This window comes from Kitasatospora sp. NPDC096077, assembly GCF_040303245.1.
In the GTDB taxonomy this organism is placed as follows: Bacteria; Actinomycetota; Actinomycetes; order Streptomycetales; family Streptomycetaceae; genus Kitasatospora.
Genome location: NZ_JBEOSV010000014.1, coordinates 131,956 through 157,448, shown reverse-complemented (window position 1 = coordinate 157,448; position 25,493 = coordinate 131,956). Strand labels below are relative to the sequence as shown.

The window sequence follows — 25,493 nt, the reverse complement described above, 5'->3', positions numbered from 1 at the left end:
TGGCACGCTGTTGAGTTCTCAAGGAACGGACGCTTCCTTCGGACCGCCTTCCAGCGGGCCCTCCGGGCGCTTCGTTCTTTCGTGTTTCCAGCTTACCAGATGTTTTCCGCTCCGTTTTCCGGGGCTTCGTCATCCAACTCGCTGGTGTCTTCTGCGGCTTGACGCCCCGTCCGACGTTTCAAACTCTAGCCGATCCCCGCTCCGAAAAGCGAATCCGGCCGCAATCCGATAAAACGCACATGACAAATAAGCCCCAGGCCGGAACGCGAAAAACGCGAACACGACCCGGCGCGAACCGAGAAGTGGTGTTTCAAAGGATTGGCTACCCCGGGACCGTCCGCGCTGTGATGCGTGTCCGGTGCTCCCTGCCAGGCAGCTCGAAGAACACTAGACCTCCGGAGCGACCGAGTCAAGCGTCGCAAGTGGTTTCTCGGTCTCGTCCGCCGCGGGCAGCTGGAAGGCCAGGACGGCGACGTCGTCGTCGTGCTCCGAGGTCACGCCCATCGCCCGCAGCAGCCGGGCGCAGATCACCTCGGGGGCGCCGATCGCGCCGGTGAGGGTGCGGGCCAGCAGGTCGAGTCCCTGGTCGATGTCCTCGTCCCGGCGCTCGACCAGGCCGTCCGTATAGAGGACGCCGGTGGTGCCGGGGAGCAGGCGCAGGGTGTGGGAGACGTGCAGGCCGCCGCCGGTGCCGAGGGGCGGGCCGTTCTGTTCCTCGCTGCGCAGGATGGTTCCGTCGGGGCAGCGCAGCAGGAGGGGCAGGTGGCCGGCCGAGGCGTAGGAGAGGGTCCGGCGCTCCGGGTCCCAGACCGCGTAGGTGCAGGTGGCGATCTGGTTGGCGTCGATCTCCATGGCGAGGCCGTCGAGCAGGCACATCACCTCGTGCGGGGGCAGGTCGAGGCGGGCGTAGGCGCGGACGGCGGTGCGCAGCTGGCCCATCACCGCGGCGGCGCGCAGGCCCCGGCCCATCACGTCGCCGATGACCAGGGCGGTGCGGCCGCCCGCGATGGCGATGACGTCGTACCAGTCGCCGCCGACCGCGGCCTCGGCGCCGCCCGGTTGGTAGGTGGCGGCGACCCGCAGGCCGGCCGGCTGGTCGAGCTTCTGCGGGAGCAGGCTGCGCTGGAGGGTGACGGCGGCCTCGCGCTGGCGGCGTTCGGCTTCGCGCAGGCGGGCGGCGGCGAGGACCTGGTCGGTGACCTCGGCGGCGAAGACCAGGACTCCGGCGGGCGGGCCCTCGGCGGCCGGCGGCTTGTCGGCCGACTCGCCGGTGTCGCCGGGGCCGAGCGGCACGCAGGAGACGTTGTAGTAGCGGTTGCCGGTGAGGCCGAGGATGCAGCGGGCCTTGACGCTGCGGGGGCGGCCGCCGCGGATGACCTGGTCCATCAGGGGCAGGACGCCCATGGTGCCGAGTTCGGGGAGCGCCTCGCCCGCCGGCAGTCCGGTGGGGCGTTCGCCGAAGAGTTCGCGGTAGGCGCGGTTGGCGTAGCCGAGCTGGTGGAGCGGGCCGTAGGTGACGGCGACCGGGGCGGGGATGCGGTTGAGGACCTCGCGCAGGTGCTGGGGCTTGAGCGGGTCGAGGAGCTCGGCGGTGGCGGCGGGGCTGCTGGGGTCGCGGGGGCTGGGCACGACGACGCCGTCGGTGGCGGGCATGCCTTCGTCGGTGCCGGTCCCGTTGGGCGGGGCGGCACGCCAGGGGACTCCGGTGAGCCGGGCGCTCCAGCGCATGAGGTTCAAACGACGGCCGCTTCCTCGGTTTCCAGACATATCATCACTTTTTGTGTGCGGATCAGCACACGGGGTAATGACCAGTTCGGGCTGATCCTGTCAGGCGGAGGGCCCGTTCCGGAAGTCGCGCGCCCGGCGTGGCCGTCGGATCGCTCCCCGGTTCGGTCTCCGGACCGTTCATCGGCCCGGGGTGCCGGTGTCGTTCACCGGGGGGCTTCCGGCCCGGCGCCCGGCGGTCGGCCGGGCCCGGAATCGAAACCGCCCTCGAAGGCCGAACGCGGGTGCTCCATCGCCCCCAGTGAGACCACCTCCCGGGAGAACACCCCGCCGAGCACCCAGTCCATCAGCACCCGCACCCGGCGCTCCGCGCTCGGCAGCCGCCGCAGGTGCCGCGCCCGGTGCAGCCACCACGCCCGCCGTCCGGTGAGCCGGCCGCCGCGCCGGGTGTGGGCGACCGCCCGGTGCAGGCCCAGCGAGGTGGAGCAGACGGCGGGACCGGGCCGGTACCCGGCGAGCCCCGGCGCGTGCGGCCCGCCGGCCAGGGCCACCGCGAGGTTGCGGGCCAGCAGCTCGGCCTGCGCGAAGGCGTGCTGGGCGTTGGGCGCGCACGGGGCGCCGCCCGCCGCCGGGTCGGGTACGGCCGCGCCGTCGCCGGCCGCCCAGACGCCGGGCAGGGCCCGCCCGTCCGGTCCGACGGCCTGCAGGGTCGCCAGACAGCGGACCCGGCCCTCGGTGTCCAGCGGCAGATCGGTGTCGCGCAGCAGCGGGGAGGGCCGGACACCCGCCGTCCAGACCAGGGTGCGGGCGCCGAAGCGGCTGCCGTCGGAGAGCGCGGCGACGCCGCCGACGGCGGACTCCAGGGTGGTCCGCAGCCGGATGTCCACGCCGCGCTCGCGCAGTTGGCCGAGGGTGTGCTCGGCCAGCTCGGGCGACTCCTCGGCGAGGATCCGGTCGGTCGCCTCCACCAGCACCCAGCGCAGGTCCTCGGCGCGGACGTTGTGGTAGCTCCGGACCGCGGTGCGGGCCATGTCCTCCAGTTCGGCGAGCGCGCCGACGCCGGCGTACCCGGCGCCGACGAAGACGAAGGTGAGCGCGGACTGCCGCAGGGCCGGGTCTCGGGTGGCGGAGGCCAGGTCGAGCTGCTCCAGCACGTGGTTGCGCAGGTGCACCGCCTCGGCGACGGTGGAGAAGCCGAGCCCGTGCTCGGCCAGGCCGGGCACCGGGGCGGTGCGGGAGACCGAGCCGGGGGCCACCACCAGGACGTCGTAAGGGAGTTCGAGCGGTGCCGGGCGCTCGCCGGGGCCCGCCGCGTCGGCCAGGGCGCGCCGCGCGGCGTGTTCGATCCGGGTGACCCGGGCGGTGAGCACCCGGCAGTCCGGCAGCGCCCGGCGCAGCGGGACGACCACGTGCCGGGGGTCGATCGAGCCGGCCGCGACCTCGGCGAGCAGCGGGTGGTAGGTGAAGTGGGCCCGGGGCTCGACGACGGTGATCTCGACCTCCCCGCGCCGCAGCTGCTCCCGCAGGCCGCGCTGGAGGTTGAGCGCGGTGGCGGTCCCGGCGCAGCCGCCGCCGACGATCAGGATCCTGATGGTGCACCTCCTGCCGATGCGGCCTTCCCTCCCGGCCCCGCGGCCGGGGGTGTCCCCCATCACGCCCCCCTATGAAGGACCGGCGGAGGTGGTCTTGTCCACAGTCCGTACGGGGCTGGTTGCCACGGAAGGGGCAGGCGTGGCCAGTTGTGCTTCCCGGGCGACTTTCTGACGCACTTTCGGCCGCGAAGAGCCGTGAACTATGGTCGGATTGTGTGCCGGAGCGGCCATCGCCATGACAATCGGCGGCGACGCACCGTGGAGCGGCCACTACGGCCAGTTCCAGCGTTGGCGCGAGATCCCGACTGGGGCACAGTCATCCGGGGAAGGTAGTTCCCGGACGAGGCCCCGGACGGTGCCGACGCGCCGAGCCGGACGTGAACGCGGCCCGGCGGCACGACCGTGGTCAACCGTGGTCACCGGAACGGGACGGGCGGCACGAGCAATGGGTCATCTGGTCATTTCTGACGCGCTGAGCTGCACCGGGGGGTGCAGGGGCGGGCGACGACAGGGTCCGGTTTCGGACGCCTGCGGGGGAGAGTTGGGATGATGGAGCAGAAGCAGGTGTTGGGGCGGGCGGGTGCACCGCACGCCGGACAGGGCATGGTGCCGGAGCAGCGCAGCCCGGTGGACCTGCCACAGGCGGGGATGTCGTACGCGGCCGTCCCGTACCGGGCGGAGCCCCCGCAGACCAGCGCGCCGGTGCCCGGGGCCCGGCTGCGGGTGGACGCGCGGCGGAACCTGGAGAGCGTGCTGCGCGCGGCCCGGGAGGTGTTCGGCGAGTTCGGCTACGGCGCTCCGATGGAGGAGGTCGCACGCCGGGCCGGGGTCGGGGTCGGCACGGTCTACCGGCGCTTCCCGAGCAAGGAGGTGCTGGTCCAGCGGATCGCCGCCGAGGAGGTGGCCTGGCTGACCGCGCAGGCGCGGGAGTCGCTGTACGGCGGCGACGGCGCCTGGGACGCCCTGGCCGGGTACCTGGCCCGGGCGGTCGGCACCGGGGCCGGGCGGCTGCTGCCGCCGGAGGCGTTCCGGTACGCGGAGGAACTGGGCCGGGTGCCCGAGCAGCGCGGGTCGGAGGCGCCGGCGGCGGTCCGCTTCGACCTGCGCGGCGAGGAGGCGCGGTCCGGGGCGGTGGTCGAACCCTCGACGGCGGACGCCGATCCGCGGCTGCTGCTGCAGCTGTTGGCCGCCCTGGTGGCGCGGGCGGGCGCGGCGGGCGAGTTGCGGCCGGGCGTCACGGTGTCGGACGTGGTGCTGGTGCTGACCGCCTCGGTGCCGGTGCACGCGGGCCGGCCCTCGGTCTCGGCGCCCACGGCGGCCGGATTCACCGCGACCGGTCCGCAGCCGGACGGACAGCCGACTTCCGGGCCGTCGGACCGGCTGTTGCAGATACTCCTGGACGGCCTGCGGGCGCGCTGACGCCCATTCGGTACCGGAGTTGGACGGGAGACCGGCGCGCGGGCAGGGCGCGCGCGCCGGGTGCGGGCGTCGCACGACCCACCGCCGCACGCTGGGCGAACACCTTCGTGACGCCCCCTCGGAAGGGTGGGTACCGGCCGGTCCGGCTACCGCCCGTCCCTGCGCTATGCCATCCTTTGCCCGTGGTTGGAGCCAATGTCCCGATGCGCGCCCTTCGCGCGCCGTCGGCGCCGTACGCCGGGGAACCGTGCGCCTACGCACTCCCGCGCGCCCTGCCACACTACGGGGGCTGTCGTGGAATCTGGGGTCCGTTGTGAGCGCCGAGGAACAGAACGACTACGGGTACGGGCGCGACTTCGGAGGCTTCTCCGGTAGTACCGCCGAAGGGTCCACCGAGGGCCCCGGCGGTACCGGTGGCGGCACCGGCAACGGCGCTGCGGGCGGCACCGGACCGTCCCAAGTCCCGGGCACCGCAGGCGGTTCGCACGCCGGACAGGTCCCGGACCAGGCCGGCATGCCCAGCCGCGAGTCGCTCTCCGCCTCCGCCGCCGCACTCCCCTCCGGCCGGGTGCCCGGCCAGGCCCCCGCCGGCCGCGGCGGCGTCGCCCCCGAGGCGTTCGTCGGCGAGTCCTTCCCTGGCGACCACCGCCGGGCCCGGACCACCGTGCCCGCCCCCGCGGACCCGGTCGACGGCGACCGCCCGGCCTCCGACGCCGAGTTGACCGCCCGGGTGCGGGCCGGCGACGACACCGCGTACGAGGAGATCTACCTCCGGCACGTCGACTCGGTGCGGCGCTACGCCCGCACCTGCTGCCGGGACAGCTTCACCGCCGAGGACCTCGCGGGCGAGGTCTTCGCCCGCACCCTCCAGGCGCTCAAGGCCGGCAAGGGGCCCGAGTTCGCCGTCCGCGCCTACCTGCTGACCGCCGTGCGCAACGTCGCGGCCGCCTGGACCCGCAGCGAGCGGCGCGAACAACTCGTCGACGACTTCGGGGTGTTCGCCCAGAGCTCGGCCGCCGTGGTCGACCTCGACCTGGCCGACCCGGGCGCCGACGCCTGGGCGATGGCGATGGCCGACCAGCGCATGGTCATGCAGGCCTACGCCGAACTGCCCGAGGACGACCGGGTGGTGCTCTGGCACACCGAGGTCGAACAGGAGTCGCCGAAGACCGTCGCGGTGATGCTCGGCAAGACCGCCAACGCCACCGCCGTGCAGGCCCACCGGGCCCGCGACCGGCTCGCCGCCGCCTTCCTCCAGGCGCACGTCTCCGGCAGCCAGGACCGCACCTGCGAGGCCTACGCCAACCGGCTCGGGGCGTACGCGCGCGGCTCGCTGCGCAAGCGCGCCTCGGCCGAGGTCGGGCGGCACCTCAAGGAGTGCGACCGCTGCACGGCGGCCTGCCTGGAACTCACCGAGATCAACACCGGCCTGCGCGCGCTGCTGCCCGGCGGCGTGCTGGTCTGGGTCGGGGTCGGCGGGTTCAGCGCCGCCGCGGCCGTGGGCGGGGTCGCCGCCGTCGGCGGTGCGGCCGCGGCGGGTACGGCGGCGGCCGCGGCCGGGTCCTCGGGGACCGCGGCGGGCACCGCCGGGGCCGCCGGAGCCTCGGGCGGCACGGCGGGCGGTGCCGGTGCCGGTGCCGCCGGTGCCGGCGGCGCGGCGGGCGGTTCGAGCGGGAGCGCCGCCACGGCGGCGGCCGGCGAGGGCCTGGGCACCGCCGCCAAGGCGGGGATCGCCGCCGCCGTGGCCGTCGCGGCCGCCGCCGTGGCGGCCTACGCGCTCACCGGCTCGCCCGAGCCGATGCCCCCGGTGGCCGCTCCCCCGGCCACCAGCGCTCCCGTCTCCCCCGCCCCGGTCGTTCCCGCGCCCGCACCACCCGCCGCTCCGGCCCCGGCACCCAGCAGCGCCGCCCCGCAGCCGGCCGCCAGCCCGAGCGCCGCCCCGACCTCGAAGCCCACCACCGAGCCCAGCCGGGCCCCGGTGGCCACCCGGGCCCCGCGGAGCGAGCCGCCCACCAGCCAGGCCCCGACCAGCCAGGCCCCGACCGTCCCGACCCCGACCCAGCCGACCGTGCCGCCGGTGCCCACGCCGGAGGTGCCGGTGCCCGAGGTGCCGACCCCGACCGTGCCGCCGGTGCCGACCCCGACCGTCGCCCCGCCCACCCCGACCGCGCCCGCCGACTACTGGGGCGACTCGCTGCCGGTGACCAAGCCCGGCCACAACCGGGTGCCGCCGGAGGGGCCGAGCATCCGGCAGAAGGGCAGCGACCGGTTCTGGCAGCACGACGGCGGCTGGATCGCCGGCGCGTACCACCCGCACGCCATCACCGTGCACGCGCCGGCCACCACCCTGATCGACCTCAACCGCAGCTGCACGTCCTTCGACGCGGTCGCCGGGGTCGACGACGCCACGCTCACCCCCGGCGGGGTGGTCTTCACCGTCCAGGGCGGCGACGGCAGCACCCTGTGGCGCTCCCGGGCCGTCGGCCCCGGGGACGACGCGGTGCCGGTGCACGTGTCGCTGGCCGGGCAGAAGTCGATCCGGCTGGTGGTCACGCCGGCGAACGGGGTCTGGTCGGCGCTGAACGTCGCGGACTGGGCGCAGGCGCGGTTCAGGTGCTCGTGACGACCGGCCGGTAGTACGGCTTCGGACGCGCGCTGGGGCCCGTTCCTCCCGGAACGGGCCCCAGCCGCGTCCTGCGTCCTGGGTCCTGCGTCAGATCGCGCAGGAACCGTCCGCGCAGGCCTCGCCGGCCGGCGCGACCGGGACCGGAGCCGGTCGGCGCTCGCCGATCTCGGCGGCCACCTGCTCCAGCACCTTGCCGAAGGTCTCGGCGTCCTGCCCGCCCTGGACCGCCCACTTGCCCTCGAACACGAAGGTCGGCACGGCGGAGATGCCCAGCTCACGGGCCTCGGCCAGCTGGGCGCGGACCTCGGCGGTGCCCTCGTCGCCCGCCAGGTAGGCGGTCACCCGGTCGCGGTCCAGCCCCGCCGCCACGGCGACATCGGCCAGCGCGGCCCGGTCGCCGACGTCCACGCCGTCGGTGAAGTGCGCCTTCAGCAGCGCCTCCTTGAGCCGGCCCTGCGCCTCGGCGCCGTACTCGGTCTCGGCGAGGTGCAGCAGGCGGTGGCCCAGGAAGGTGTTGGCGTGCAGGGCGGCGTCGAAGTCGTAGGTGATGCCCTCGGCGAGGCCCAGCTCGGCCACCCGGGCGTCCATCGCGACCGACTGCGGGCCGTACCGCTCGGCCAGCCAGGCGCGGTGCGGGCTCGCCGTCGCGGGCGCGTCCGGCACCAGCTGGTACGGGCGGTAGACGACCTCGACGGCCTCCTTGCCCGGGAACTCCGCCAGGGCCTGCTCGAAGCGGCGCTTGCCGATGTAGCACCAGGGGCAGGCGATGTCGGACCAGATCTCGACCTTCATGATCGGGGGCTCCAGGGCGTGTCGTGGGACGGGTACGAGATGGGTGAACGATGAACCATCTCGGTACATTCCCGACACCGAGCCGAAACCCTGGATCAGGGCCGGGTGCCTCGGATCGAGGCCGCGGGCCCCGGCTCAGACGTCCGCGGGCGCCGGGACCACCAGGACCGGACACGCCGCGTGGTGCACCGCCGCCGAACTCACCGACCCCAGCAGCAGCCGGGCGAAGCCCCCGTTGCCCCGGGTGCCGACCACCAGCGTGTGCTGCCGGGTCGACGCCTCCAGCAGCACCTCGATCACGTTCCCCAGCACCACGTGCAGCGACAGCTCCCCGGCGTACGGACGCACCCGCTGCCGCAGCACCGTCGCCACCGCCCGGCGCAGCCCGTCCGCCGTGCTCTCGACCAGCGTCTCCACGCTCTCCTGCACCAGCTCCGCCATCCCCGGCGGATAGCCGGCCGGCGCCGGGTTCACCACGGCCAGCACGTACAGCGGCAGGCCGAACAGCTCCGCCTCCGTCATCGCCCGGTCCAGCGCCCACAGCGAGCCGTCCGACCCGTCACAGGCCGCCAGCACCCCGGGCGCCCGCCCCGTCGGCGGCCGCCCCAGCACCGACAGCACCACGGGAACCTCCTGCCCCGGGCTCACACCGGCCACCGCACACGCTCCTCACCCCGGACTCACAGCCCCGTCATCATCACCCGCCCGGCGGGATCCCCCCACCGAGCCGCGCCGGACGGCGGCGGGGCAGGACGGCGGAGCAGGACGGCGGAGCAGGACGGCGGGGCCCGGACCGCTCAGGGGGCGGAGTCGATGCGGACCGAACCGATCGTCGCGGGCGGAACGAAGAACATCGGGCTCTGGCCCCGCCTGACGATGTCGCCGGTGCAGTTGCGGAACCGGAAGACGGTCATGCTGCCGTTACCCGCACGGCTCCCCACGGCGATGCTGTGGATGTGGGTGGTCAGGGACGGGTTGACGCACTGCCCGACGGCGACCTGCCGGGAACTCACGGTGGTGCCGTCGTCGATCTGCAGCGAGGGGGTGGCGGCGACGGCCGTGGTGGCCGTCGCGACGACGGCCGCGAGCGCGGCCAGCCCGACGGCGGTACGGGTCCGGGCGGATCGAGGACTGGGGATGCGCATGGGGGTGTCGTCCCTCCGAGTCGGCGCGCGGGCCCGAGGACCGGGCCCGGGCCACTCTGGCCGACGGCGACCGGAGCCGCTCGCGAACGGCCGGGAATCCCCGGAAGAACGCACCGCGGGCGCCGGATCGCGAGGCGCGCGTCCGGTGCGCGCGGGGCCGGTGCGCGCGGGGCCGGTGCGCGCGGGGCCCGGTTCACGTTCCCGGTGGGCTCAGGGGGTGAGGGCCGGGAGGTGGGGGTGGGGGAGGCCGGTCCAGCAGGCGCCGTAGCGGCGGGCGCGGAGGCGGCGCAGCCAGAGTTCGGTGGAGACCAGGTCGGCGAGGCCGGCCAGCGCGGTCGGGGAGAGCGGGGCCCGGAGGTCGGCGCGGACGGCGAGGAGGTCGATGAGGCCGGCCTCGGCGAGGAGGGGGGCGTCGAAGAGTTCGGCCAGGCCGTCGGCGGCGAGGCGCAGGCCGGCCCGGGCGGGGGCGGAGCGGTCGGGGCGGAGGCCGCGGCCCCAGTCGGGGGGCAGGTCGGTGCGGCCGGCACCGGTGAGGACGGCGTGCAGCAGGGCGTGCCGGGCGCCGGGCTGGAGCCGGACGTCGTCGGGGAGCAGCCGGGCGGCGCGGACGACCTGGTTGTCGAGGAAGGGCGCGTGCAGCCGCTGGCCGGGCCGTTCGGCGGCGTGGACGAGCGTGCGGTAGGAGCGCGCGTGCCGGTGGAGGGCGTGGCGGGCACGGTACGCGCCGGGGTGTTCCTCGGGCGCCGGTCTGCGCGCCGCCAGCCGCAGCCGCAGGGCCACCGAGGAGAGCGCCTCGTCGGAGAGCCAGCGGGCGGCCGGACCGGGAACGCACCAGACGAGGTCGACGGCCGAGCGGTCGCCCGCCGTGCCCGCGCCGTCCGGGACGTGCCGGGCGGTCAGCTTGGCGGCGGCCTCGTCCAGTGCCTCGGCGTAGCGGACCCGGGAGAGCCGGTGGGCGGCCCGGACCACGGTGAGCGGGGTGCGCAGCGCGCCGGCCAGCACGCCCGCCGCGGCCCGGTCGGCGCCCGCCAACGCCGCCACCGGGGGCAGCAGTTCGCGCGGCCGTCCGGCCCGGATGAGGTCGGCGAGCCGGGCCGGGTGGCCGTCCAGGACCTGGCGGGCGCCGTAGCCGGTGAGGTGGTCGGTGCCGCCGGCGTCGAAGCGGGCCCCGGCGCGGGCGGCGGCGACGAGTTCGGGGCCGGGCTCGTCGGTGAGCGGGCCGGACTGCGGGTCGGCGCGCAGGACCGCGTACGGGAGGGTGTCGGGGCCCGGGGTGAGCACGGTGTGCCGCAGCCGCGGGGTGTCGGGGGCGAGCGCGAGGGTGGTGGGCGGTTCGGTCTCGCCGAGCGTGACGGCGGCCAACTGCTCGGGTGCGGCGGGCCCTTGGGCGGCGTCCCGGACCCAGGAGCCCTTGACCGCCCCGGTCCTGGCCCCGGCCCCATCGGTGACTCCGGCCCCGGTCCCGGCCTCGATCGCGAGCGCCGCCGGCCCGGCGGCGGCCGGTGCGGGCGCCGCCGGCAGCGGCACGGCGGCGGCGAGCAGGGCGACGGTCGCGGAGGCGGTGCCGTACGAGAGGTCGACGCCGAGCCGGGCCCGCCCGGTGGGGTCGCCGGCCGGCGTGGGGGTGCGGACCCGGGAGCGGACGGACTCCAGCAGGGCGCGGGTGAGTTCGCGGACGGCGGGCGCCTCGTCGCGCGGCTGTTCGGCGCCGGGCGGTTCGTCGTAGGCGTCGAGGTAGGGGCGGCCGCCGCGGACCGCGAGCACGTGGCCGGGCGGCACCCGCTGGACGCCCAGGTACGGCGTGCCGGTGCCGAGCGCCTCCGGGGACTCCGGGCAGGCGAGCCGGGCGGCCAGGTGGCCGGTGTCCAGCGCGGCGCCGATCAGGTCGGCGAGCGGCAGGGCGGCGGTGGCGTACGCGGTGCCGCCCGCCCAAGGGGTGTGGAAGACCGGCTGGGCGCCGGCGAGGTCGGTGAGCAGCAGGGTGGAGCGGGTGCCGGTGCGCAGGACGACGGTGTAGCTGCCGGGCCAGACGGTGAGGTGGCGGACGGCGCCGCCGCGGGCGGCGGCCAGCCCGGCGGCGAGTTCGGCGTCGGTGGCCCCGCAGTGGCCGAGGACGGCGAGCCGGGTGGTGGCGGGGGTGTCCTCGACCGGGTCGGGGGTGGTCGGGCCGGTGCTGACGGTGGCGCGGGCGCCGGGGCGGAGAGTGACCAGGCGGATCTCCTCGGGCCGCCAGTCGCCCACCGCCCAGAGCGGGTTGGGGCCGGTCCAGAGGGGGCGCGCGGCGATCGGCGCGACGGTGGCGAGGGCCTCGTGCACCGGTGTGCCCGCCCGGGGCGCGCCCGTGCTCCAGCCCGTCAGCCACCGCATCGCGCCTCCACCGGACGAGGACCTGCACGCGCGCGGCGGGTCCGGCGCCGGGCGGGCGGCCGGGTGGGGTGCCGGGGCGGCCTCGGGGTGCCGGGGCGGTGCGCACGCGCGTCCGGGCGCGCCCTCGTTCCGGCGCGCCGTCAGGAGACATCGTGCCACCACCGCGCTTCGCCGGGGCCGGTGTTGTCGGTTCCGGTTCCGTTCCGGTTCCGTTCCGACGGTCCGGGCGGAGCGGGTCGGGGTCCACGCGCAACGGGGCGGGAGCCGGGCGGAGCGGGTCGGGGTTCGGGCGGGCCGGGCCTCCCCCTCCCTGGCCCGGACCGCCCGGGCGGCACCCTTGGCATGGGCATCGCGAGATGGCCGAAAGGCGTCGCCCAGCCCGGGAGGGCATCCGCATGCCCTCCCGGACTTCACCGCCGCCCGCGGGGATTGAGGCGGCGGCATCCCCCGGCCCGCCGGGTCCTCGACGGCGGGCCGACCCACGACCACCAGCGAATCGCCGAGCAGCCGGTCGGGCCAGGGGGCACGGCCGGGCGCACGTGAACACGGGACCGGAGCACGACGCTCCGGCGCGCGGCGCGGCCGAACCGCTCCGAGTGGTCCGGACCAACCGCCGCGACGGGTCGGCACGGCACCGCCGGGTGCGCGATCCCGCCATCCGGAATGCGGCCTCTTAACCGTCGGAACGCGTCCGACTACTCTAGGTACAGCAGCTACGGCCCGGTGCCGCCCGGGCCCCGCGCACAAGGCCGCAGGAGGTGCCGCCGCCACCATGACCGTCAGCCCACGAGGACCGAACGAACGGCTCGGCACGCTCCTGACCCTGGCCCAGATCAGCAACGCCGGGCTGGCCCGCAGAGTCAACGACCTGGGCGCCCAGCGCGGGTTGACGCTGCGGTACGACAAGACCTCGGTGGCCCGCTGGGTCAGCAAGGGCATGGTCCCGCAGGGTCCCGTCCCGCACCTGATCGCCACCGCGATCGGCGGCAAGCTCGGCCGGCCCGTCCCGCTGGAGGAGATCGGCCTGGGCGACACCGACCCGGCGCCCGAACTCGGCCTGGCCTTCCCGCGCGAGGTCGAGGACGCGGTGCGCTCCGCCACCGACCTGTTCCGGGTCGACCTCGACCTGCGCCGCGGGCCGGGCGGCGGCCGCTGGAGCGACAGCCTGGCCGGCACCTTCTCGGTCGCCGCGTACGCCACGCCCGTCTCCCGCTGGCTGATCAACCCGGCGGACGGCTCGGTGGCCCGCGAGGTGCCCCGCTCCCCCAGCGAGAACTCCTCGTACCGGGTCGGCCACTCGGACGCCGTCAAGCTCCGCGAGGCCGCCCAGGAGGCCCGCCGCTGGGACTCCAAGTACGGTGGCGGGGACTGGCGTTCGTCGATGGTGCCGGAGTGCCTGCGGGTGGAGGCGGCGCCGCTGCTGCTGGCCTCGTACAGCGACGCGGTGGGCCGGGCGCTGTTCGGTGCGACCGCCGAACTGACCAGACTGGCCGGCTGGATGGCCTTCGACACCGGACAGCACGAGGCGGCCCAGCGGTACTACATCCAGGCCCTGCGGCTCGCCCGGGCCGCCGCCGACGTGCCGCTCGGCGGCTACGTGCTGGCCTCGATGAGCCTGCAGGCCGGCTACCGGGGCTTCGCCGAGGAGGCCGTCGACCTCGCCCAGGCCGCACTGGAGCGCAACCGCAGCCTGGCCACCGCCCGGACCATGAGCTTCTTCCACCTGGTGGAGGCACGGGCCCAGGCCAAGGCCCGCAACGCGGCGGCGTGCGCGACGGCGCTCGGCGCGGCGGAGAGCGCACTGGAACGGGCACGTGCCGGAGATCCCGATCCGGCGTGGATCGACTTCTACGCCTACGACCGGCTGGCCGCCGACGCCGCCGAGTGCTTCCGCGACCTCGGAGTGCCCGCCAAGGTCCGGCAGTTCACCCGCGAGGCGCTGGCCAAGCCCACCGAGGGCTTCGTCCGCTCGCACGGCCTGCGGCTGGTGGTCTCGGCGATGGCCGAGGCCGAGGCGGGCAACCTGGACGCGGCGGTCGCGGCCGGCGAGCGGGCCGTCGAGGTGGCCGGCCGGATCTCCTCCCAGCGCAGCCGGGAGTACGTGGTGGAGATGCTGCGGCGACTGGAGCCCTTCCAGGGTGAACGCCGGGTACGGGAGTTGACGGAACGCGCGCGAGCGGTGATCGTCGCCCCGGCGTGAATCCGGAGCGCGGGTCCCGGGACGCGGAGCGTCGGAAGGGCCTGAACGGTCTGAACGGTCTGAACGGTCTGAACGGTCTGAACGGCCTGAACGGCCTGACGATAAATCGGATGCACCTGCGAGAGGGGCCTGGATAAGGTCTCTCTCGTCCAGGTGCGCAGGCGGAGGTTACTTCCACTTCCAAATGGGCAGGTCGCGGGTTCGAATCCCGTCATCGGCTTTCAGGCCGGTGTAGCTCAGTGGCCTAGAGCAGCTTGTCACCTCAGTCGACTTCGATCTCTGGACACCCATACCTGAATAGAATTCCGCACCTCCCGGTGCGACGGCAGCGGTTACTTCTGGCAGGCGCCGGTATTCCGGCGTAGCGGTTCGAGCCCGCGCAACACCGCCGCCATTCCTGATCTCGGGAGGCAGCTGCGCCTCGGAGTGCCCGGTGCGCAGGCGGGGGTTACTTCGGATCTTGGAGTTCCGGGTTCAAATCCCGGGCGTGCCGTGCGCGAGTGCGGCCGCTAGCTCAATCCGGTAGAGCACAAGGCATATACACCTCCGCCGAGGTCGGCCGTTCGACGACGGCCGACATGATCTCGGGCACCCCCGGCCGCAGCATGCCTCCCTCCCGTAGACGACCAAGCACGCCGAGGGGGGCTGCAGCATGTCCAGGTTCAACATCCGCAAGGCCACGGCGACTCCGACGTCACCGGTGTCCACGACCGGGCAGCGCGTCGCCAACCACAACGGCGGCACCGGCTTCGTCCGCGACGCCAAGTCCGAGCTGTTCCTCTTGTCGATCGCCAACATGGTCGGCCAGGACACCTTCTACGAGCGCGGCGGCGCCCGCGACGACCGCTACACCGCGCTGGTCCGCGAACTCGCCGTCGCCGACCCGGAGTGGACCCTCGGGCTGCTGCGCTGGCTGCGGTACGGCGCCCAGATGCGCACCGCCGCGCTGGTCGGCGCCGCCGAGTTCACCCGGGCCCGGCTGGACGCCGGCGCCCACGGGCACTCCCGGCAGGTGGTGGACGCCGTGCTGCGGCGCGCCGACGAGCCCGGCGAGCTGCTCGCGTACTGGACCTCGCGCTACGGCCGGGCGCTGCCCAAGCCGCTGAAGCGCGGCGTCGCGGACGCGGTGCGGCGGCTGTACGACGCCCGCGCGCTGCTCAAGTACGACACCGCGAGCAAGGGCTACCGCTTCGGTGACGTCCTGGAGTTGACCCACCCGGCGCCGGACCCGGCCAAGCCCGGGCAGGGCGCGCTGTTCGCCTACGCGCTGGACCGCCGGCACCGCCCGGAGGAGGCCGTCCCGCCCGCCGTCGACCGGATGCTGACCGCCAACCGCGAGCTGCTCGCACTGCCGGTCGAGCAGCGCCGGGCGGCCGTGACGGCGCCGGACGGCGCGGAGCGGCTGGCCGCGGCCGGGCTGACCTGGGAGGCGCTGGCGGGCTGGCTGCAGGGGCCGATGGACGCGGCGGCCTGGGCGGCGGTCATCCCCTCGATGGGTTCGATGGCGCTGGTCCGGAACCTGCGCAACTTCGACCAGGTCGGGGTGTCGGACGAGGTCGCGGCCGAGGTGGCCCGGCGGATCTCCGACCGGGGCGAGGTGCGGCGTTCGCGCCAGTTCCCGTTCCGCTACCTGGCCGCGTACCGGCACGCGCCCTCGCTGCGGTGGGGGCACGCGCTGGAGACCGCGCTCGGCCACTCGCTCGGCAACGTGCCCGAGCTGCCCGGCCGGACGCTGATCCTGGTCGACCGCTCCGGCTCGATGTTCGACCGGCCGGGCGCGCAGACCCAGCTCAACCGGGCGGACTCGGCGGCGATCTTCGGCACCGCGCTGAAGGTCCGGGCGGCCGAGGCGGACCTGGTGGAGTTCGGCTCCGGCAGCCAGGTGGTCGAGGTCGGCCGCGGGGAGTCGGTGCTGCGGGTGCTGGAGCGGTTCTCCGACCTCGGCGGCACCAACACCGCCCAGGCCGTCCGCACCCACTACCGGGGCCACGACCGGGTGGTGATCATCACCGACGAGCAGCCCGGCTTCGGCTACCGGAACGACGGCGACGCCCTCGCCGCCGTCCCGGCCCACATACCCGTCTACACCTGGAACCTGGCCGGCTACGCCACCGGCCACGGCCCCAGCGGTGTCGCCCACCGGCACACCTTCGGCGGCCTCAGCGACGCGGCCTTCCGGCTGATCCCGCTCCTGGAGGCCGGGTCGGACGCCGGCTGGCCCTGGGAGGTCTAGCCACGGGGGAACTGCGGTGCGCCCGGCGGGCGGCGGGTCACACTGCCGCCCGCTTCGGCGTGCCCCCGCGACCGCCGGGCGGCCGAGGAACACCCACCCGCGCGACGGAGCCTTGACGGGCCGACCGGCGCACGGAACAGCGGCGAACCGGCACCCGGAACCGCAGCGGACCCGCACCCGGAACGACCGCGACGGACGGCAACCGGCAGAACGTGTGCGAAACCGGCGCCGACCGCCAACTCCCGTGGCACCATCGGCCCCAGGGGGCGGGCGACGGACGAGGAGCGCAGGGTGGCGGGCGACGGGTTCGATGTCGTGGTGGTCGGTGGCGGGATCGTCGGTCTGGCCACGGCCCATGCCCTGACCGGGGCGCAGGCCGGGCTGCGAGTGGCGGTGCTGGAGAAGGAGAACGGCTTCGCGGCGCACCAGACCGGGCGCAACAGCGGGGTGATCCACAGCGGCGTGTACTACCGCCCCGGCTCGTACAAGGCCCGCTTCGCCGTCGAGGGCGCCGCCGAGATGGTGGCGTTCTGCCGGGAGCACGGCATCCCGCACGAGGTCACCGGCAAGCTGATCGTGGCCACCGACGACACCGAACTGCCCCGGCTGGCGGCGCTGGCCGAGCGCGGGCGGGCGAACGGCATCCCGGTCACCGAGCTGGACCGGGCCGGGATCGCCCGCTACGAGCCGGAGGTGGTCGGACGGGCCGGGCTGCACGTCGGCACGACCGGCATCTGCGACTTCCCGGCGGTCGCCACCACGTACGCCCGGCTGGCCCGGGAGGCGGGCGCCGAACTGCGGACCGGCACCGAGGTGCGGACGGTCGCCCGGCGCCGGGACGGCCTGACGGTCGGCACCACCGGCGGGGAGCTGCGCTGCCGGGTGCTGGTGAACTGCGCCGGGCTGCACAGCGACCGGATCGCCCGGCTGGCCGGGGACGACCCGGGCGTGCGGATCGTGCCGTTCCGCGGCGAGTACTACGAACTGACCGAGAAGCGGCGGGACTTGGTGCGCGGACTGGTCTACCCGGTGCCCGATCCGGCCTTCCCCTTCCTCGGCGTGCACCTCACCCGGGGCATCCACGGGGACGTCCACGTCGGCCCGAACGCGGTGCCCGCACTGGCCCGCGAGGGGTACGACTGGCGCACCGTCCACCCGCGCGACCTGGCCGGGACGCTGGCCTTCCCCGGCACCTGGCGGATCCTGCGCCGGCACTGGCGGTACGAGGTCGGCGAGCTGCACCGCTCGCTGTCCAAGCGGGCGTTCACCACCGCCGTCCAGCGGCTGCTGCCCGCGGTGACCGCCGCCGACCTGGTGCCGGCCACCGCCGGGGTACGGGCCCAGGCGGTGGCCCGGGACGGCTCGCTGCTGGACGACTTCGCCTTCGCCGGCTTCGACCCTGCGGACCCGCGCTCCCCGCGCCGCACCGTGCACGTGCTGAACGCCCCCTCCCCCGCCGCGACGGCCTCGCTGCCGATCGGCCGCGAGGTGGCCCGCCGGGCCCTGGCCGCGCTGGAGGCCGGCGGGTGAGCCCGACCCGCCGGGACCGGGGCGGATGAGCCCCGTCACACACCCCTGCGGGCGCCCCGGGCGGCCCCGTAGACTCGGGTGATTGTGACTGCCACCGCCCCGATCCCCCAGCAATCGCCGTCCGCCCGGCTGTCCGCGGCGCCGGCCGCCTACCCCGCGCCGATGTACCCGCACAAGGCCACCGAGGAACAGCACCGGGAGCAGCGCATCCGCAGCTTCCAGCCGCGCCGGGGCCGGATGACCAACGCCCAGGCGGGCGCCCTGGACCGGAGCTGGGAGACGTACGGCGTGCCGATCGACGGCACCCCGCTCGACCTGGGGGAGCTGTTCGGCGGCCGGCCGGTCACCCTGGAGATCGGCTTCGGCATGGGCGAGACCACCGCCACGATGGCCGCCGCCGACCCGTCGATGGGCATCCTGGCCGCCGACGTGCACACCCCCGGCCACGGCAACCTGCTCGGCATGCTGGAGCGCGACGGTTCGCAGAACGTCCGGCTGGCCGCCGGCGACGCCGTCATCCTGCTGCGCGACATGCTGCCGGACGCCTCGCTGGCCGGCCTGCGGGTCTACTTCGCCGACCCGTGGCCCAAGCCCAAGCACCACAAGCGCCGGCTGATCCAGCCGTCCTTCCTCGACCTGGTGCTGCCCCGGCTCGCCCCGGGCGCCCTGGTGCACTGCGCGACCGACTGGGAGCACTACGCCGAGCAGATGCTGACCGTGCTGTCCGCCTCGCCGGAGCTGGAGAACCTGCACCCGGAGGGTGACGGGACCGGCTGGCTGGAGCCCGCGGACCACCCGGACGGCAGCATCCCCGGCTACGCGCCGCGCCCGGACTGGCGTCCGGTCACCAAGTTCGAGCGGGCCGGCCTCGCCAAGGGCCACGTGGTGCACGACCTGCTGTTCCGCCGCCGCTGACCCCTGACGGCCGTTCGAACGGGCCGCGCCGGCCCGACCGCGCGGCCGTACCCCGCACGAACGGTTCGCCCCGAGTCCTCCCGACGGGCCGCCCCCGTGGCCTACCCTGAGCCGCATGGGCAGCCCGTCCGGCGGCGGCCGGGGAGCCTGGCTGGGACGGGCCACCGTCCACCGTGCCGCCGACGCACCGGGGACGGTCCCGCGCACCGGAGACACCCGGACCATCCCGGGGCCCCGGAGGCGCCGGGCCGACCGGCTGCTGCTCCGGCCGCACGACGCGCCGCCGCCCTCCACCCCCACCACCCGCACCGCGCCGGGCACCCCGGACCGCGGCCGCTCGACGGCGCTCTCCTCCGTCACCACGACCGCCGTGCTGACCCTGGTCGGCTGCGGGGCGCTGATCCTGCACCTGGTCCAGCGGCAGACCGGCACCGTCGGGCTGCTGGTCGGGCTGGGCCTGGCGATGGTGCCGCTGCCCTTCGTGCTGGGCGGTCTGGCCTGGCTCAACCTGACCGCCCGGGTGCCGTTGCGGCACACCGTGTTCTGCCTCGGCTGGGGCGCCTGCGCGGCCACCACGGTCGCGATCCTCGCCAACAACTGGACCGCCGACTACCTGACCACCCACCAGGGCGCGCTCGGCGGGCTGCTCGGCACCGGGATCGCCACCCCGGTGATCGAGGAGAGCGCCAAGGCCACCGCCCTGCTGGTGCTGCTGCTGCCGCTCGGCCGACGGCTGCGCTGCCACGGCCGCCGCTCCGGCCGCCCCTGCGCGCCGCTGCTGCACCGGTCGCCCGCGCCCCGGCGCGCCCGCCTCTACCCGCGCCGCCCGGCCGGACCGCACGCCCGCGGCCGGCTGCGGCTGCGCCCCTACCTGCGGCCGCTGCCGTACCTGTGCCCGGCCCCGCCCGGCCCGGGCGCCCCGCACCGCCGCTCCCGGCCGCGCACCCTGGCCGCCGGGATGGTGCTCGGCGGGATGACCGCCTGCGGCTTCGCCTTCACCGAGAACGCCCTCTACCTGGGGCGGGCCTTCACCACCGACCAGCGCAACCGGCTGGACAGCATCGGCCTGGGCGACCCGCCCAGCCTGCGCGACTTCGACGGCACCGTGCAGACCTTCGTGCTGCGCGCCCTGCTCTCCCCCTTCGCCCACCCGCTGTTCACCGCGCTCACCGGGATCGGCCTGGCCGTCGCCCTGACCACCGGGCGGCGCTGGCTGGCCCGGCTGGCCGCGCCGACCGGGCTGCTGCTCGCGATGGCGTTGCACGGCACCTGGAACGCGGCCGCCGACCTGGGGACGGACGGCTTCCTGGTGGTGTACGGGGTGCTGATGGTGCCCTGCTTCGTGGCGCTGGTCGGCTTCGCGCTCTGGGCCGGGTCCCGGGCCGCGGGGCACGCCGGACGGCGCGGACGGAGTCCCGCGCGGGGGTAGCCCGGGGAGAGCGCCGGGGCGGTCCGGAGAACGGATTTCCCATCTCGGCGACTTCCACGTATTGTTGTGTTCACCGACGCGGGGTGGAGCAGCTCGGTAGCTCGCTGGGCTCATAACCCAGAGGTCGCAGGTTCAAATCCTGTCCCCGCTACTCAGTAGCCGAAAGACCCGGAGGATCCGTCCTCCGGGTCTTTCGCGTTCCCGGGCACGGGCGGAGCACGGTCCCGCCACGAAGCGGTAACGGCTCCCCATTCCAAGATCTCTTGTCCTAGCGCTCCCCCATACTGAGGAAAAATTCATCCAAGTGGGGGACGGCCGGGCCGTGCCCTGGACAAGGAATGACCTGATGCTGTCGAAGCGCCTGGCGAGCACCGCCGCGATCTGCCTCCTGCTGGGAGCCGGCACGGCCGCCTGTGGCGACAACAAGGACTCGGACAAGGCCGCCGCGCCCGCGGCCACCTCCGCCGCCGCGGCCCCCGCGACTCCGTCCGCCACGCCGACGCCGACCCCCACCAAGGCCGTGCTGGACACCGACAAGCTGACCGCGCAGGAGATCGAGAAGAAGGCCAAGGACACGCTGGCCGGCGCCACTTCGCTCAAGATCTCCGGCAAGATGGCGTCCGACGACGGCGAGATGACCATCAACATGGTGATGGATACGAAGGGCCAGTGCCAGGGCAGCATGGCACTGCCCGGCATGGGCTCCTTCGAGATCCTCAGCGACGGCAAGCAGTACTTCCTCAAGCCGGACGCCCAGTTCTGGAAGACCTTCGGCGGGCCGAAGGGCGACGTGGTCGCCGAGCTGTTCAAGGGCCGCTACCTGACCGGCTTCCAGAACGACCCGAAGATGAAGGACCTGACCGACTTCTGCCAGCTCTCCTCGGCGAGCAAGGAGATGCTCGACGACGACTCCAGCACCCCGACCAAGGGCAGCGCCGGCACCGTCAACGGGGTGAAGACCTTCAGCCTCAAGGAGAAGGACGACAAGGGCGAGGAGTCGCTCCTCCACATCGCCACCGAGGGCAAGTTCTACCCGGTCCGGCTGGAGAAGACCACCGGCGCCGACAAGGGCCAGATCGACTTCAGCGACTTCGACAAGCCGATCACCATCCAGGCCCCGGCGGCCGACAACGTGATCGACTACACCAAGTTCCAGGACAAGGTGAAGAGCGCCTGAGCCGGACTCCCCGGCCCGCGGATTAAATCCGTTGCCCTCCCGGCAGGGGGCTGCCTACAGTGGCGGCACACTGAAGGGAGGTGATCCTGAATTGAGTTCCATCAGGATGCGTGAGGTGGCTGCTCGCTAGAGCCGCCCCTGCCTGCGCAGGGTGAGGCCCCTGGCCTCCGGCAGGCGAAATCCATAGCAGTCACCCGGCCCGCGGGCTCACCGGAACATCCCCGGTGCCTCGGCGCCAGGCCAGTGCACGGGCCGGCGTCGAGGAGCAGCCCGCGGGTCGTCTGCGTTGCCGGAGCCTTTTCCGGAGCCCTTTCCGCAGGCCTTCCCGTGAGCTTCCCGCAGGCCCTATCCCCGGGCCGTCCCGTCGTAGCGGCGGTGCCCCGGCTCGTTCCCGTGGTGGGGCCCCGGCGCTAGAGTCGGCGCGGACACAGGGGGTGGGCGATGGCGAGGACGCGTCGACGGGCCGGCACGTCGGTCCTGCTGCGCAGGGCGCAGTGGACGGCGGCCGGGGTGCTGACCGGCACCGGGCTGCTGGGGCTGCTGCTGTTCGCGCTCGGCCGGGAGCACGCCTGGCAGGCGCTCGGCGGCGGCCTGGTGATCGCCGGGGCCTCCACGGTGCTCGGCGGCGCGCTGGGCTTCCTGTTCGGGGTGCCCCGGGTGCGGAGCGGCTCCGGCGAGCCGCAGGGGTCGTACGCGCCGAACACCAATCTGGAGCAGGTCTCCGACTGGCTGACCAAGGTGCTGCTGGGCGTCGGGCTGACCCAGCTCGGCTCGCTCGGCGAGCGGCTGCACCAGCTGGGTACGGCGCTGGCGCCCGCGCTGGGCGGCGCGGACGCCTCGGTGCCGTTCGCGGCCGCGCTGGTGCTCTACTTCCTGGTGCTCGGCTTCCTGGCCGGCTGGCTGGTCACCAGGCTGGCGCTGCCGCGGGTGCTGACCGAGACCGACGAGGCGCTGGACCTCTTCCTGGCCGGGCAGGACCGCGACCGGCGGGGCGACAAGGTGGGCGCGGACGACCTGCGGATGCGCGCCATGCAGCAGCTCGGCGTGCTCGGCGGCAGTGCGGACCGGCCCGCCGCGCTGGCCGCGCAGTTGCCGCCCGCGCTGGGCACCCCGGCCGGGCCGGACGGCGTGGTGGCGGAGGTCCGCTCGACCGCGAAGCGTTCGGCGCTGACCGCCGAGCAGGTGCGCGGCCTGTTCGCGGACGGTTCCGAGGGCTGCCGGATCCAGGCGCTCGCCCTGATGCAGGGCGACTCCGCGCTGGCGGACCTGCCGAGCGTGCTGGACGCGATCGAGCACCCGCGCTCGGGCTTCGAGCAGTACCACGCGCTGCTGGCCGCCCGCGGCCTGCTCTCCCGGCTGCCCGACGCCGGAGCGCAGCAACTGCGGAACGCGGTGGCGGCGCAGCTGGTCGACCCGCAGGGGATTCCGTACGGGTCGGACCGCAGCTGGCTGGCGGAGAAGATCCTCTCCCGGCTGCCGGCGGCGGCCGTGGCCGTCCCGGCGCAGGCGGCGCCCGTCGTCCCCGCGCAGGCGAGCCCCCCGCCCTCGAACTCCTAGACCGTGAAGCGCAGTTCGGGCTGCGACCAGGGCGTCTTGGGCTGCGGGGGGCGGGTGCCGGTGCGCTCGGCGCCGACCTGGAGGTAGAAGCCCTCGGCGGGCGGGTGCGAGACGACCTTGACCGCCGCGATCCCGGCCGTCCTGGCGCGGTCGAGCATGTCCGCGATCAACGCCCGTCCGACGCCCAGCCCTTGGGCGTCGTCGGCGACGAACATCAGGTCCAGTTCGGCCGGTTCGTGGATCAGCGCGTAGAAGCCGAGCAGTCGGTCGTCGCCCTCGTCGACGGCCATCCGCACCTCGTGGCGCTCGACGTAGTCGGGCGCCACGGCGTAGCCCTCGATCATCGCGAAGTACCTGCCCCGGTAGGCGCTGGAGGCCTGGATCAGTGCGGTGAGCCGGTCGGCGTCGGCGGGCTCGGCGGGCCGGATCGTGGTCTCGCTCATGCGAGTGAGTATAGGGGCACACCCGCCTAGTGACTATTACAATTTGCTGAACGGCGGAGGCCCCGGCGGTCGGCGGCCCGCAGCACCAGGACCCGCCGGGTGCGGCCGTCCCGGTGCGGCACCCGGAGCATCTCGCTGGCGATCCGGCGCTCGCCGAGCGCGTACCGCAGCCGGTCGAGGTGGGCGCAGCGCCGGCCCCGGCCGTCGTTCAGCGGCTGGACCCGCACCTCCCCGTCCGCGGCCGTCACCCGGACCAGCTCGGCCAGGGCGGCCAACTGGCGCTCCAGGTCGAACAGTTCGGGGTAGGCGAAGATCAGGTGGCTGCTCAGGGTGAGCGCGAAGACGCCGTCCGCGAAGGGCAGTCGGGGCAGCGCGGCGGCCAGGTAGCGCTGGGGGTGGGCGGCCGCGTCGGCGGTGAACAGCCGGCGGGCGCGGTCCCAGCTGCGCAGGTAGCGCTCCGGACGGAACGGGCGGTCCGGCCGGGACGAGGGGTACAGCTGGGGGCGGGCGGCCATCGCGACGGCCATCGCCGCCCGGGCGGCCAGCGCCCGGGCCGTGACCTCGGGCGGCGGCAGCGCGTACGCCGGGTCCACCGCGATCACCCGGCAGCCCAGCTCGCGGGCCTCGGCGGCCAGGCCCGCCGCGCCGCCCGGGCAGTCCAGCAGCGGGCCGGGCAGGGCGGCGAGGCCGGCCCGGGTCAGGCCGAACAGGGCGCAGTACTCGTCCAGCGGACGGGAGGTGACCAGGACGTCCGGGTCCGCTCCGGGGGCGGTGATCACCCGGTCATCCGAACACGGGCCCGTCCCGCCCGCATCCGGAGCACGGACGGGACGGGACGGGGCTTGAAGGGACAGGAGGTCGCTCAGCCGCCGAGCAGGCCCCGGGCGGCGGCCCGGTTGACATTGGTCAGACCGCGGACCAACCACGGCGTCAGGAAGACCAGCAGCACCCCGACCGCCGAGAACGCGGCGATCTGCCCGGCGCCCTCGATGTAGTAGGCGTGCCGGACGTGGTGGCTGTCGGTGAAGTCGAACAGCTGGTAGCCGCGCCAGGAGGTGTAGCGCGGGAACACCCAGTGGTAGAGCGGGTAGAGCGCCATCGCCCAGCCCAGCAGCAGGAACACCAGCGTCATGGTGAAGCTGAAGATCGCCCAGGGGAACATCACCACCTGGTGCAGCACGGCCTTCCAGCCCGCCCCGTCCGCCAGCCGCGCGGTGATCGCGCCCCAGCCGCCCTCGCGCACCTGGCGCACCGGCGCCGGGCCGGGCACGTCCAGGGCGAGCATCCCGCGCACCCGGGCCCGCTCGGCCCGGCCCATGCCCCGGGCGGCGCTGGTCAGGCCGGCCAGCACCGGCAGGCCGAGGACCGTGACGACGGTGCCGAGGCCGAAGCAGAACAGGATGATCGCGACGGCGAAGCCGACGATGGCCAGCGGCAGCCCGGCGAGCACGTAGCCGACCTCGCGGTAGTAGTACCCGGAGAACGGCGCCCGCCAGAAGCCCGGCGGCTGCGCGGTGCGGCGGGCCCGGGCCGGACCCGTTCCCCCGTCGCCGTAACCGCCCGGGACGTCCCACTCGCGACCCAGCGTGCTTCCGCTGCTGCTCATCTCCCGGCTCACGGCCCCTCGTACTCGCGTTCCCGACCACTCGCTGACGTGTTCAAGTCTGGCCCGGGCCCGGCCCGGCAAACATCCGGCGGACCGGCGGACCGGGGGTGGGGTTAACCCCCCGGCCGTGGCTGCCTGGCCGGCGGGCCGGACCACTCGTCGGCGAGCAGCGAGTACTGGTACGAGTCGCTCCAGACGCCGCCCTTGTACAGGTCGTGCCGGACGTGCCCCTCCAACTGGAAGCCGAGCCGGGTGAGCACCTTGGCCGAGGCGGCGTTGTCCACGTCGACCCGGGCGGCCAGCCGGTGCAGGCCGAGCACGTCGAAGGAGAACCCGCAGAGCAGTCCGGCGATCTCACCCGCGTAGCCCAGGCCCCAGACCGGGCGGCTCAGCACGTAGCCGAGGCGGGCGGAGCGGTAGGTGCCGAGGGTGAGGCTGGCGTGCGCGACCGGCACCGCCTCCGCCGGGTCCTCGGCGTCCTCCCGCCGGACCACGGCGAGCCGGTAGGTGTCCCGCGACTCGGCCATCGCCTCCTCCAGGTAGAGCTCGATCTGGTCGGCGCAGGTCTCCCGGTCGCGCGGCTCGAAGGGCAGGTAGCGGGTCACCTCCGGGTCCCCGAACAGCGCGTGCAGCGCGTCCACTTCCTCCGGGGTGTGGTGGTACTCGCGGATGGCCAACCGGGGGCCGGTGAGTCGCACGGGGATCATGGCTGCCGACCCTACCCGCGCCCGGCGGTT

The 25,493-nt window shown here is 75.1% G+C and carries 18 protein-coding genes, 1 tRNA gene and 1 pseudogene; 10 read left to right on the top strand and 10 right to left on the bottom strand.

Annotated elements, in window-relative coordinates; translation table 11 throughout:
- Window positions 1–444: 444 nt before the first annotated feature.
- Together ABTZ03_RS16140 and ABTZ03_RS16135 are read right to left on the bottom strand one after the other, a co-directional pair.
- Window positions 445–1,737 (bottom strand): annotated as a pseudogene (locus ABTZ03_RS16140) (PP2C family protein-serine/threonine phosphatase); the annotation flags it as partial.
- A gap of 194 nt (window positions 1,738–1,931) precedes the next feature.
- Window positions 1,932–3,377 carry an NAD(P)/FAD-dependent oxidoreductase gene (locus ABTZ03_RS16135; RefSeq protein ID WP_350513583.1) on the bottom strand — a complete coding sequence of 482 codons (1,446 nt, stop codon included), beginning with the start codon at window positions 3,375–3,377 and terminating at the stop codon, window positions 1,932–1,934.
- 489 nt (window positions 3,378–3,866) lie between these two features.
- On the opposite strand from ABTZ03_RS16135, the gene ABTZ03_RS16130 reads away from it, so the two are divergent.
- Both ABTZ03_RS16130 and ABTZ03_RS16125 read left to right on the top strand, forming a co-directional pair.
- Window positions 3,867–4,736 carry a TetR/AcrR family transcriptional regulator gene (locus tag ABTZ03_RS16130; RefSeq protein WP_350513582.1) on the top strand — a complete coding sequence of 290 codons (870 nt, stop codon included), beginning with the start codon at window positions 3,867–3,869 and terminating at the stop codon, window positions 4,734–4,736.
- A gap of 313 nt (window positions 4,737–5,049) precedes the next feature.
- Window positions 5,050–7,359, top strand: a complete 2,310-nt coding sequence (locus ABTZ03_RS16125) for a sigma-70 family RNA polymerase sigma factor (RefSeq protein ID WP_350513581.1) — start codon at window positions 5,050–5,052, stop codon at window positions 7,357–7,359.
- A 90-nt stretch (window positions 7,360–7,449) separates the two neighbouring features.
- Here ABTZ03_RS16125 and ABTZ03_RS16120 read toward each other — a convergent pair whose 3' ends face one another.
- From ABTZ03_RS16120 to ABTZ03_RS16105, 4 genes are all read right to left on the bottom strand, one after another.
- Window positions 7,450–8,154, bottom strand: a complete 705-nt coding sequence (locus ABTZ03_RS16120; RefSeq protein WP_350513580.1) for a DsbA family oxidoreductase — start codon at window positions 8,152–8,154, stop codon at window positions 7,450–7,452.
- Between the two features lie 135 nt (window positions 8,155–8,289).
- Entirely contained in the window at window positions 8,290–8,811 is a 522-nt protein-coding gene (locus ABTZ03_RS16115; protein WP_350513579.1) for a universal stress protein, read from the bottom strand.
- A 140-nt stretch (window positions 8,812–8,951) separates the two neighbouring features.
- Window positions 8,952–9,299 carry a hypothetical protein gene (locus ABTZ03_RS16110; protein WP_350513578.1) on the bottom strand — a complete coding sequence of 116 codons (348 nt, stop codon included), beginning with the start codon at window positions 9,297–9,299 and terminating at the stop codon, window positions 8,952–8,954.
- A 210-nt stretch (window positions 9,300–9,509) separates the two neighbouring features.
- Window positions 9,510–11,666, bottom strand: coding sequence for an asparagine synthase-related protein (locus tag ABTZ03_RS16105; RefSeq protein ID WP_350513577.1), 2,157 nt, complete (start codon window positions 11,664–11,666; stop codon window positions 9,510–9,512).
- Window positions 11,667–12,438: 772 nt separating this feature from the next.
- On the opposite strand from ABTZ03_RS16105, the gene ABTZ03_RS16100 reads away from it, so the two are divergent.
- The 8 genes from ABTZ03_RS16100 to ABTZ03_RS16065 all read left to right on the top strand — a co-directional run bounded on the left by ABTZ03_RS16100 (window position 12,439) and on the right by ABTZ03_RS16065 (window position 22,707).
- Window positions 12,439–13,866, top strand: a complete 1,428-nt coding sequence (locus ABTZ03_RS16100) for an NsdA family TPR-like regulatory protein (RefSeq protein ID WP_350513576.1) — start codon at window positions 12,439–12,441, stop codon at window positions 13,864–13,866.
- A gap of 652 nt (window positions 13,867–14,518) precedes the next feature.
- Window positions 14,519–16,099, top strand: a complete 1,581-nt coding sequence (locus ABTZ03_RS16095; protein WP_350513575.1) for a TROVE domain-containing protein — start codon at window positions 14,519–14,521, stop codon at window positions 16,097–16,099.
- 291 nt (window positions 16,100–16,390) lie between these two features.
- Window positions 16,391–17,629, top strand: a complete 1,239-nt coding sequence (gene lhgD / locus ABTZ03_RS16090; protein WP_350513574.1) for an L-2-hydroxyglutarate dehydrogenase — start codon at window positions 16,391–16,393, stop codon at window positions 17,627–17,629.
- 84 nt (window positions 17,630–17,713) lie between these two features.
- Complete coding sequence (trmB, locus tag ABTZ03_RS16085; protein WP_350513573.1) at window positions 17,714–18,544, top strand: tRNA (guanosine(46)-N7)-methyltransferase TrmB; 831 nt, start codon at window positions 17,714–17,716, stop codon at window positions 18,542–18,544.
- Window positions 18,545–18,659: 115 nt separating this feature from the next.
- Window positions 18,660–19,973, top strand: coding sequence for a PrsW family intramembrane metalloprotease (locus tag ABTZ03_RS16080; protein WP_350513572.1), 1,314 nt, complete (start codon window positions 18,660–18,662; stop codon window positions 19,971–19,973).
- 77 nt (window positions 19,974–20,050) lie between these two features.
- Window positions 20,051–20,124: transfer RNA gene (locus ABTZ03_RS16075), tRNA-Met, on the top strand.
- Window positions 20,125–20,319: 195 nt separating this feature from the next.
- Window positions 20,320–21,150: a hypothetical protein gene (locus ABTZ03_RS16070; RefSeq protein WP_350513571.1), complete on the top strand. Its 831-nt coding sequence runs from the start codon at window positions 20,320–20,322 to the stop codon at window positions 21,148–21,150.
- A gap of 441 nt (window positions 21,151–21,591) precedes the next feature.
- On the top strand, window positions 21,592–22,707 hold the full coding sequence (locus ABTZ03_RS16065) for a hypothetical protein (protein ID WP_350513570.1): 1,116 nt from the start codon (window positions 21,592–21,594) through the stop codon (window positions 22,705–22,707).
- Here ABTZ03_RS16065 and ABTZ03_RS16060 read toward each other — a convergent pair.
- The 4 genes from ABTZ03_RS16060 to ABTZ03_RS16045 all read right to left on the bottom strand — a co-directional run bounded on the left by ABTZ03_RS16060 (window position 22,704) and on the right by ABTZ03_RS16045 (window position 25,463).
- Window positions 22,704–23,150, bottom strand: coding sequence for a GNAT family N-acetyltransferase (locus ABTZ03_RS16060; protein ID WP_350513569.1), 447 nt, complete (start codon window positions 23,148–23,150; stop codon window positions 22,704–22,706). The two genes, ABTZ03_RS16065 and ABTZ03_RS16060, sit on opposite strands and share 4 nt — an antisense overlap.
- Before the next feature lie 26 nt (window positions 23,151–23,176).
- Window positions 23,177–23,929 carry a hypothetical protein gene (locus ABTZ03_RS16055; protein ID WP_350513568.1) on the bottom strand — a complete coding sequence of 251 codons (753 nt, stop codon included), beginning with the start codon at window positions 23,927–23,929 and terminating at the stop codon, window positions 23,177–23,179.
- An 83-nt stretch (window positions 23,930–24,012) separates the two neighbouring features.
- The gene (locus ABTZ03_RS16050; RefSeq protein ID WP_350513567.1) at window positions 24,013–24,756 is read right to left on the bottom strand and encodes a sensor domain-containing protein; all 744 of its coding nucleotides are present in this window, start codon (window positions 24,754–24,756) and stop codon (window positions 24,013–24,015) included.
- Between the two features lie 113 nt (window positions 24,757–24,869).
- Window positions 24,870–25,463 (bottom strand): GNAT family N-acetyltransferase, encoded by a 594-nt coding sequence (locus ABTZ03_RS16045; RefSeq protein ID WP_350513566.1) that lies wholly within the window; start codon window positions 25,461–25,463, stop codon window positions 24,870–24,872.
- Between the last annotated feature and the right edge of the window lie 30 nt (window positions 25,464–25,493).

Bases quoted from the DNA above. Each gene is read 5' to 3' on its own strand.
- ABTZ03_RS16135 (WP_350513583.1), bottom strand. From the start codon at position 3,377: ATGGGGGACACCCCCGGCCGCGGGGCCGGGAGGGAAGGCCGCATCGGC.
- ABTZ03_RS16130 (WP_350513582.1), top strand. From the start codon at position 3,867: ATGGAGCAGAAGCAGGTGTTGGGGCGGGCGGGTGCACCGCACGCCGGA.
- ABTZ03_RS16120 (WP_350513580.1), bottom strand. From the start codon at position 8,154: ATGAAGGTCGAGATCTGGTCCGACATCGCCTGCCCCTGGTGCTACATC.
- ABTZ03_RS16110 (WP_350513578.1), bottom strand. From the start codon at position 9,299: ATGCGCATCCCCAGTCCTCGATCCGCCCGGACCCGTACCGCCGTCGGG.
- ABTZ03_RS16105 (WP_350513577.1), bottom strand. From the start codon at position 11,666: ATGCGGTGGCTGACGGGCTGGAGCACGGGCGCGCCCCGGGCGGGCACA.
- ABTZ03_RS16100 (WP_350513576.1), top strand. From the start codon at position 12,439: ATGACCGTCAGCCCACGAGGACCGAACGAACGGCTCGGCACGCTCCTG.
- ABTZ03_RS16095 (WP_350513575.1), top strand. From the start codon at position 14,519: ATGTCCAGGTTCAACATCCGCAAGGCCACGGCGACTCCGACGTCACCG.
- ABTZ03_RS16080 (WP_350513572.1), top strand. From the start codon at position 18,660: ATGGGCAGCCCGTCCGGCGGCGGCCGGGGAGCCTGGCTGGGACGGGCC.
- ABTZ03_RS16070 (WP_350513571.1), top strand. From the start codon at position 20,320: ATGCTGTCGAAGCGCCTGGCGAGCACCGCCGCGATCTGCCTCCTGCTG.
- ABTZ03_RS16065 (WP_350513570.1), top strand. From the start codon at position 21,592: ATGGCGAGGACGCGTCGACGGGCCGGCACGTCGGTCCTGCTGCGCAGG.
- ABTZ03_RS16060 (WP_350513569.1), bottom strand. From the start codon at position 23,150: ATGAGCGAGACCACGATCCGGCCCGCCGAGCCCGCCGACGCCGACCGG.
- ABTZ03_RS16050 (WP_350513567.1), bottom strand. From the start codon at position 24,756: ATGAGCAGCAGCGGAAGCACGCTGGGTCGCGAGTGGGACGTCCCGGGC.
- ABTZ03_RS16045 (WP_350513566.1), bottom strand. From the start codon at position 25,463: ATGATCCCCGTGCGACTCACCGGCCCCCGGTTGGCCATCCGCGAGTAC.